This is a genomic window from Halomonas sp. BM-2019 (genome assembly GCF_017584085.1).
Genome location: NZ_CP071922.1, coordinates 3,671,861 through 3,673,388 on the forward strand (window position 1 = coordinate 3,671,861; position 1,528 = coordinate 3,673,388).

General features: G+C 71.8%; 2 protein-coding genes. Both read right to left on the reverse strand.

From position 1 onward, the window contains the following. Nucleotides 1–1,156: protein adenylyltransferase SelO family protein (locus J5F18_RS18175; protein ID WP_346299934.1), on the reverse strand; the 1,156-nt coding region annotated here is incomplete at its 3' end. Between the two features lie 201 nt (nt 1,157–1,357). Continuing rightward, nucleotides 1,358–1,474, reverse strand: coding sequence for a hypothetical protein (locus J5F18_RS18180; RefSeq protein WP_346302265.1), 117 nt, complete (start codon nt 1,472–1,474; stop codon nt 1,358–1,360). Nucleotides 1,475–1,528: the final 54 nt, after the last annotated feature.

The window sequence follows — 1,528 nt, forward strand, 5'->3', positions numbered from 1 at the left end:
CCGCCTCGCCCAGGCGGCGAAAGGCCAGGGTGAAGTCGGCGCGGCCGGCCTGCATCGCCGAAAGCAGCGCCTCGGCCAGCTCGCGGTCCCCCTCCTCCGCCTTCACCAGCCCGAGCTTGGCGCGCATCACGGCGAGCCACTCGGCCTCATAGCGCGGTACGAAGGCCTCGATCACCGCGGTGGCCTTCTCGATGGCCTGCTGCTGATCGGGGTCAAGCAGCGCCAGCCAGGTCTCGGCGAGCCGCGCCAGGTTCCACTGGGCGAGCCAGGGCTGGTTCTGGTAGGCGTAGCGCCCCTGCTCGTCGATGGAGCTGTAGACGGTGCGCGGGTCATGGGCCTCCATGAAGGCGCAGGGACCGTAGTCGATGGTCTCGCCGGAGATCGCGCAGTTGTCGGTGTTCATCACCCCGTGGATAAAGCCCAGGCCCATCCACTTCGCCACCAGCGCCGCCTGGCGCTCGGCCACCGCCTCCAGCAGCGCCAGGTAGCGCTCGCCCGCCTCCCGTGCCTGAAGCGCCGGCCCCTGCAGATGTGGATAGTGCCGCTCGATGGCCATGTCGGCCAGGGTCCTGACCGCTTCGTGGTCCCCCCGGGCGGCGAAGTACTGAAAGGTGCCCACCCGCAGATGGCTTGCGGCCACCCGGGTCAGCACCGCGCCGGGCTCCGGTACCTGGCGGAACACCCGCTCGCCAGTGGTCACCGCCGCCAGCGCCCGGGTAGTGGGCACGCCGAGGCGATGCATCGCCTCGCTGACCAGGTACTCGCGCAGCACCGGGCCGAGCGGGGCGCGGCCGTCGGCGCCGCGGGAGAAGGGCGTCATGCCGGCCCCCTTGAGCTGGATGTCGCGCAGCCGCCCCTCGCGGTCGGTCACCTCGCCGAGCAGCACCGCCCGGCCGTCGCCCAGCCGCGGGTTGAAGTGGCCGAACTGGTGGCCGGCATAGGCCTGGGCCAGCGGCTCGGCGCCGGCCGGGACGCGATTGCCGGAAAACCACTCGGCGGCCCGCCGCGCATCGAAGGCGGCCAGGTCGAAGCCCAACTCCTCGGCCAGCGCCCGGTTGAAGGCCACCAGCCGCGGCGCGGCGACGGGCACGGGGTCGAAGCGCTCGAAGAAGCGCTCGGGCAGGCGGGCATAGCGCAGGGTGAACTCGGGAAACATGGGCGGCTCCGATCCGGTGGACGAATACCCGAGTATAACGCTCAGAATTGAGGCCTTCGACCTGTGGCCGCCATGATCGTTGCCGCCAGGGCCCCCTCAAGGTTGCGCCCTGAGGAGGCCAGGCCAATCGGCCCTGCCCCTGCGCGCCGGATGCCAGGCGCCCAGAGCCGGACGCCACGGCTCACCCGGTCATGGCCCGCCTCACAGCAGCGCCAGGGTTAGCCAGGGCTGCCAGGCCAGCAGTACCAGGGTGGCCAGGCTCGCCAGCAGGAAGGGCAAGAGCGCACGGAAGATGCGCAGGGGCGGCACCCCGGTCATCGACGAGGCGATAAAGAGCCCCGCCCCCACCGGCGGCGTCAGCAGCCCCAGCAC

Excerpts from the sequence above, each read along its gene's own strand:
- J5F18_RS18180 (WP_346302265.1), bottom strand. The coding sequence starts at position 1,474 with ATGACCGGGGTGCCGCCCCTGCGCATCTTCCGTGCGCTCTTGCCCTTC.